General features: G+C 31.4%; 5 protein-coding genes and 2 pseudogenes. All 7 read right to left on the bottom strand.

Features of this window, described 5'->3' with window-relative positions:
- Positions 1 to 33 precede the first annotated feature (33 nt).
- Positions 34 to 537 (bottom strand): annotated as a pseudogene (locus tag HMPREF2961_RS13585) (class A sortase); the annotation flags it as partial.
- Positions 538 to 622: 85 nt separating this feature from the next.
- Positions 623 to 876 (bottom strand): annotated as a pseudogene (locus tag HMPREF2961_RS15475) (hypothetical protein).
- 66 nt (positions 877 to 942) lie between these two features.
- Complete coding sequence (locus tag HMPREF2961_RS13575; protein ID WP_002311524.1) at positions 943 to 1,176, bottom strand: hypothetical protein; 234 nt, start codon at positions 1,174 to 1,176, stop codon at positions 943 to 945.
- A 191-nt stretch (positions 1,177 to 1,367) separates the two neighbouring features.
- Entirely contained in the window at positions 1,368 to 1,658 is a 291-nt protein-coding gene (locus HMPREF2961_RS13570; RefSeq protein ID WP_002311523.1) for a hypothetical protein, read from the bottom strand.
- An 18-nt stretch (positions 1,659 to 1,676) separates the two neighbouring features.
- Positions 1,677 to 2,018: a DUF5406 family protein gene (locus tag HMPREF2961_RS13565; protein WP_002311521.1), complete on the bottom strand. Its 342-nt coding sequence runs from the start codon at positions 2,016 to 2,018 to the stop codon at positions 1,677 to 1,679.
- 618 nt (positions 2,019 to 2,636) lie between these two features.
- Positions 2,637 to 2,969 carry a type IV conjugative transfer system protein TraE gene (traE, locus tag HMPREF2961_RS13560; protein ID WP_002322486.1) on the bottom strand — a complete coding sequence of 111 codons (333 nt, stop codon included), beginning with the start codon at positions 2,967 to 2,969 and terminating at the stop codon, positions 2,637 to 2,639.
- Positions 2,970 to 3,792: 823 nt separating this feature from the next.
- The gene (locus HMPREF2961_RS13555; protein WP_002303636.1) at positions 3,793 to 4,833 is read right to left on the bottom strand and encodes a replication initiator protein A; all 1,041 of its coding nucleotides are present in this window, start codon (positions 4,831 to 4,833) and stop codon (positions 3,793 to 3,795) included.
- Positions 4,834 to 5,585: the final 752 nt, after the last annotated feature.

Here is a 5,585-nt window from a genome sequence, read left to right as displayed (position 1 = left end):
CCAAAATGTGTCCACTAAATCATCCTAACACCACGTTACCTTGTAACGATAGACGCCATCGTTACTAACTAAGTCCATCACCTCCCCTAATGACAACTTTTGAATATCTGAAAATAAAACACCTGGCATTTCCATGTTGTGTCCTGCTAGAACATAGTTTCCTTTGCCCATTTCGGCATCCTCATAAAAATAAGTAGTCGCTCCAAGACTCAAAGTGTATTGATTTGCCCCTTTAAAAATCGGCAATGCTAAACCAAGTGCAGGAATCTGAATTTGTGCAAATACTTGTTTATTGACGCCCATTTCGATTGCTTCTTTTTGTATGGACAACATTTGCCCCAAAGACATATCATTATTGACGTTCGTTGCATCCTCCTTATAACTCTTTGCGTGTGCATTGATTTGATCTACGGGCATCTTTTTTTCTATATTTTGCTTAAACACATCTCCTTCATGTTTTTGGTAGCTAACATAGCCAAACACACTGCAAAAGACGATTAAAGCGACTCCTAAAAAACCAAATAACCATTTTTTCATCCATCTGCCTCCTTTCAGACAAAACAAAAAAACTTTTTCTCATTTCCATAGAAAAAGTTTTAAAAATGAATTCTATTAATGAATGTCATGAGACTTCTAACAATAGTTGACAATTAGAACTTTTTTTCACATAAGTTCGTCTCAACTGTTCAAAGTTTTTCATTGAACCTAACAAACAAGCTTTCTCTTTTCCTGTTAACTGCATATCATTGATATATTGCGCGACAGATAATCTTTTAAGGTGTTTTTGTTTCATTGTTTTTGTTTCATTGTTTTTAGTAACTTTTCTTCCATTTCTTTCGACACTTTTTTTCTATTTTCGATTTCTTTACAATTCATGAGTTTTCCTTCCTTTCATTATTTTTATCAAAATAAAAAAGCCTATGTACGCCATACGCTTTGGTCTTACTTCTTCAATTTTTTTCGTCTAATAACTGGACGTGCTGGTTTTAAATCTTTTATTCCGTTATGCTCTCTCCAATAGTCGAATTCTTTTCGTAATCTTTCTTTTTCCATATCTGTTCCTTTAGATAGGGCTTTGAATACATCTTTAGGTGAATAACCACGAGCTAACAGCTGTACATACCTTCCTTTTGTCAAAGTATCCATATCCATCGCATCTAAAACTGGTCGCGCCATCTAATTTTCCTCCTAAATAAATTCCTTACTCAATGCCTAAGGTAATACTACCTTTTTATTAATCGCCGTGATTCCTTCTAATCCTTTATCTGTAAAATCTAATTTGTATGGTTATTTTCCTAAGTAATTGGTCTGAGAATCATTACCTAATTTCTTTTTACTTTGAAAAAAATTATAGAATCTTGGATCTATTAAACCAATGTAGAATCAATGCTTAATACACAAGATTTTTGTTCATCAATAATTGTAAAAATGTCTTTTGTAGCTTCCTCCATACCGATTGGTTGTAACGTTTCTTCACTAATTTTTTTCGCATCCTCTTGAATTGCTTCATTTCGATTTAACTCATGCAAACATCGAATAAATTCTTCACGATTTTCGATATCTGTTACTACTTGTTCATACAATTCTGCACATTCTTCTTCATTCTTTGCTGCGATTAACGCATAATAGTATGGTGATTTTACTTCGAAAAATTTCATAATTTATTCCTCCAGTTTTTATTCTTCTTTATCCGCTACAAATTCAATGATTTCAACGCTGACAATATAATCACTCAAATATGACCAAGTATCTTCAACAGATAATTCGTCTCCATTATCATTCATAAGCGTCATTTTAAACCATTCATTACCTTCATCATCTTCAGGTAGCAAGCCGAATCCAATTGGATTATCAGTCAATGTTTGATCGTATAAATCATCCTCGTTTAATGCTAAAACATCTAATCCTTTACAATTTCCGCCTCTTCTAAACGTCACAAAACCTTTGTAATCCCAACGTTGGAAAGAAACCTTAATAGTATGTGTGCCCAATCGTATATTCGGATCATAATTTTTCATTTGTCATTCCTCCATTACGTAAATTTCATTTTCTCTATGTTTTATATCAATTTTTTCACTTTATTCAGGACTCGTTCATATTTTATCGTTTTTCGTTTACTTAAAAATACATAAAAAATATCGACTCGTTTATGGCGTCCGAAACGAGAAACCCTAGTAGACAGCGGTAAATGCTCGATTGATCCAATGACCAACGTCCTCGCAAGTATCTACATGTACTGCAGCACACGACACAATTTCTTGTGCGTCCTCCCCATTACGAGAAGACCTACTCCTTATTCCATGAGTTTGCGTCAAAGCCTAGATCCCTTAGTAGCTGCTCATGATTAATCTAGGCGCTATTCTAACTTGTCTAACCTCTAAATTCCCTCTTGTTTACTCTGTGTATATTATTTACACAAATTCATTTCACCACTATCCAAACAAGCGCATTTACTCGATTGACCAATTTTTTACGTTACCAATCGTAAAAATCTACCCCGTCACTCCCCGAAGGAAATTGTTGATAGATCAAGTCTACTCCTTATTTTTCTAATGATTCTAAGTTCTTTTAGAAGTCTCGACAATATTTTCAAGCAAGCGAAAAACGATAAAATACAAGTTATGAGAATGATCAATTCAGCTGATTAAACGCCCCATCCCTTTTGCGGTACAACGCAAGACTCCATTTTTTCTTCGACCAATCAGTACACCGTTTTGGTCATAAACATGTTTGATTGTTGGATATAGCTCTTTTAAGGGGATAGGATCTTTTAAAATTATTTGCTTTTGTTTCCCAATGTAATAAATCATTTCCTCTGAGACTTTGTCTTTCTGGATTATATATTTCTTACACTGCACAACGGTTTTACTTTGGCCAGTTGATAGTTTCTTCGTGATTTTCTCTGTAGCGGTACACCGTTTACCGTAGTGACAAATATCTTTGAGACTCAAAATTCCTGTATATGACATAAAATAAACCACCCAATTTCTTTAAATATTTTTAACAAGTTTTTCTTGTTATTTTTCAAAAATAGAGAATTGATTTTCGTTCATGACAAACAAAAAAGAGGGAACGCATCCAAACATGCGTTCCCTCTAATTTCAGCGTTCGTCATACGGCAAAGAGCCACACGGACATTTTTATAACATTATGCTTAGGCATAGATTCATCGTAATATCACGTATTTTTAACCTTAACACAGCCAAAAAAAGTGGTATCACTTTTGAATATCTGTTATACTAAATCCATTGCGGGTAATACCGTAACACTGAAAGGTTAACGCATTAAGGGCCAAATCTTAATGCCGTGTATGAACGCTGACGAAGGTTACCAGCCTTCCGAGTTCATACCGCCTTTCTTTTTTTTGTATTTTCAATTGTCCAAATTTATCATCTAAAAGTGCAGAACGAAAATCAATTCATCACAAGCATAGCAGACAATTAAATTTATACAAAAAATGTAAGCGAATAATATTCGTATTGCCTGAAAAGAAGTAATATCAAGATTTTTAGCTTGTTTAAATAATGAAATTATCTCTCTTCGCGTATTATTATAACTCAAAAAAAAGGAGTATGCAAACATACGTTCCCTTTTCTATATTTGAAATTAATTATTTCTTTTAACACTTATGACGTAAAAGGCTACGTTTGTGATTTTTATCATAATATTTTAACTTATAAATTCTATTAAAATAGCTATTATTTTGTAATATTCGTAATATAATTAGAATAATAAAAAATTTTTAATTTTAATGTTACTTCATGAAGCAACAATCACTTTGTCAGTAAAGTTTCACTCTAACCAGTCTTTCGTAATAGTGCTTGGGGAGCTTTCATAATTCAAACGTTTTTCACTTGATACTTTAGCAGCTATTGGTTTTTCGATAAACCAATTTTTTACATAGACAAAAATCAGGTTCTGGATATTTTCGACTTTTTCGGTTTTTAATTTTTGATAGGCTTTTAACAGTGTCGTGTATAATTCTTGTTCTGCATTGACATAATAACTATCGAGTTCTTCAAAAACTATCGAAATACCACTTTCTATTTCAGCTTTTTTCTTTGCATTATGAATAGTCTGGACGGTTTTTTGAGCTTCACTGTAACTTGAAGAAAATGTTTTTATCAAATTTAATACTCGTTCAGGGACAAACGTAGCAATGCTGTCGTTTGTCATAATTGTCTCAAAATTGTCTAACAACAATTGATCTTGTAGGCGGTCTTTTTCAGTGTCTATATTGTGTCTATTAGTGTCTAATATATTATTATTAAGTTCTGGTATGATTTTCATACCCTCTGATTTATCAACGTTTTGGCACGGTATGATTTTCATACCCTCTTGAGCCCCAAGGGATTCAGCGTCTGATTTTTCGTCGAGGGTGGGTATGATTTTCATACCCTCTGATTTATCAACGTTTTCCCTATTCTCTCTATCAAATTTTTCGAGTAAGTAGATATCATTTTCTGAGACTTTTAATTCTGCTAGATATAGTCTATTAGGATTATTTTTCCCTAACTGTTTGTTAAATCCCATCTGCTTTTGTAATAATAAACCAAAGGATTCCAACTCTTTTTTGATTGCTATCGCTTTTTGCTTTTGGCAGTTTAATACTCTACATAGTTCATTTGTCGTATAAGTAAAATAAACATTACCTTCTTCATCGATTTGCCGTTTGCTGATTGCGATCTCTAATCTTGCTTTTAAAAGCATATAGGCAATCTTAGTTGAATCTTTCATTTTTTTGTATTCGTCAGAAACAATAAAGACTTTTGGAAATTGATAAAATAATTCGTTGTAAACTCTATCCGCCTTAAAAAATTTAAAATCAGTCATTGTAGATCCTCTACTTTCACGTTGTTTTATTTATGTAAAATTACCTACTCTTTTCGAAAATAGCAAAGATAAATAAAAAATGCAAACGCATTAAAACTGTTTTTTAATTAAATACTACCTAAAATCAGAAATAAAGTGAATTATGTACTACCTTTAAAGTTATTAAGAACTACTTTAAATAAATATTATTTATAATTAAATACTACCAGAAGAACGTATGAATAAAATTTAGTTTTAAAATTAAAGATAATTAAGTACTACCAGTGTCAAAACAAAAAATAAATTAAGAACTACCTTATGCATATAAAACATACTACCATTACTAGCAATATATACTACCTTATTTCAGTAGTATATATTATATTATTCTTATAAGACAAGGCTTTAGGCTAGAAAACAATAGATTATATACTACTGAAAAATACAATAAGTACTACCAATGTCAGATATATATAATAATTATGTACTACCATTAAAATTAACTTATTTAATAAGATACTACTGTGTTAATCTGAAAAAAATTACTTTAAAGTAGTTACATACTACCTGTTAATTTAGATACTACCATTAATACTTAAATTAGATACTACCTATATTTATATTAAGTACTACCGTTCTAAGAATAAGATAATAAAAAAATACTACCAAATTGCAATTAAATACTACTTAAAATGTAAAAAATAAGAACTACCCAAATTAGGTAGTTCTTAATAAGAGAATGAGAGTGTAAAATATTTTGTGTAAATAGAAAA

This window comes from Enterococcus sp. HMSC076E04, assembly GCF_001814285.1.
In the GTDB taxonomy this organism is placed as follows: Bacteria; Bacillota; Bacilli; order Lactobacillales; family Enterococcaceae; genus Enterococcus_B; species Enterococcus_B lactis.
Note: the sequence above shows the minus strand (reverse complement) of the source record. Positions and strands in the feature narration are given on the sequence as shown.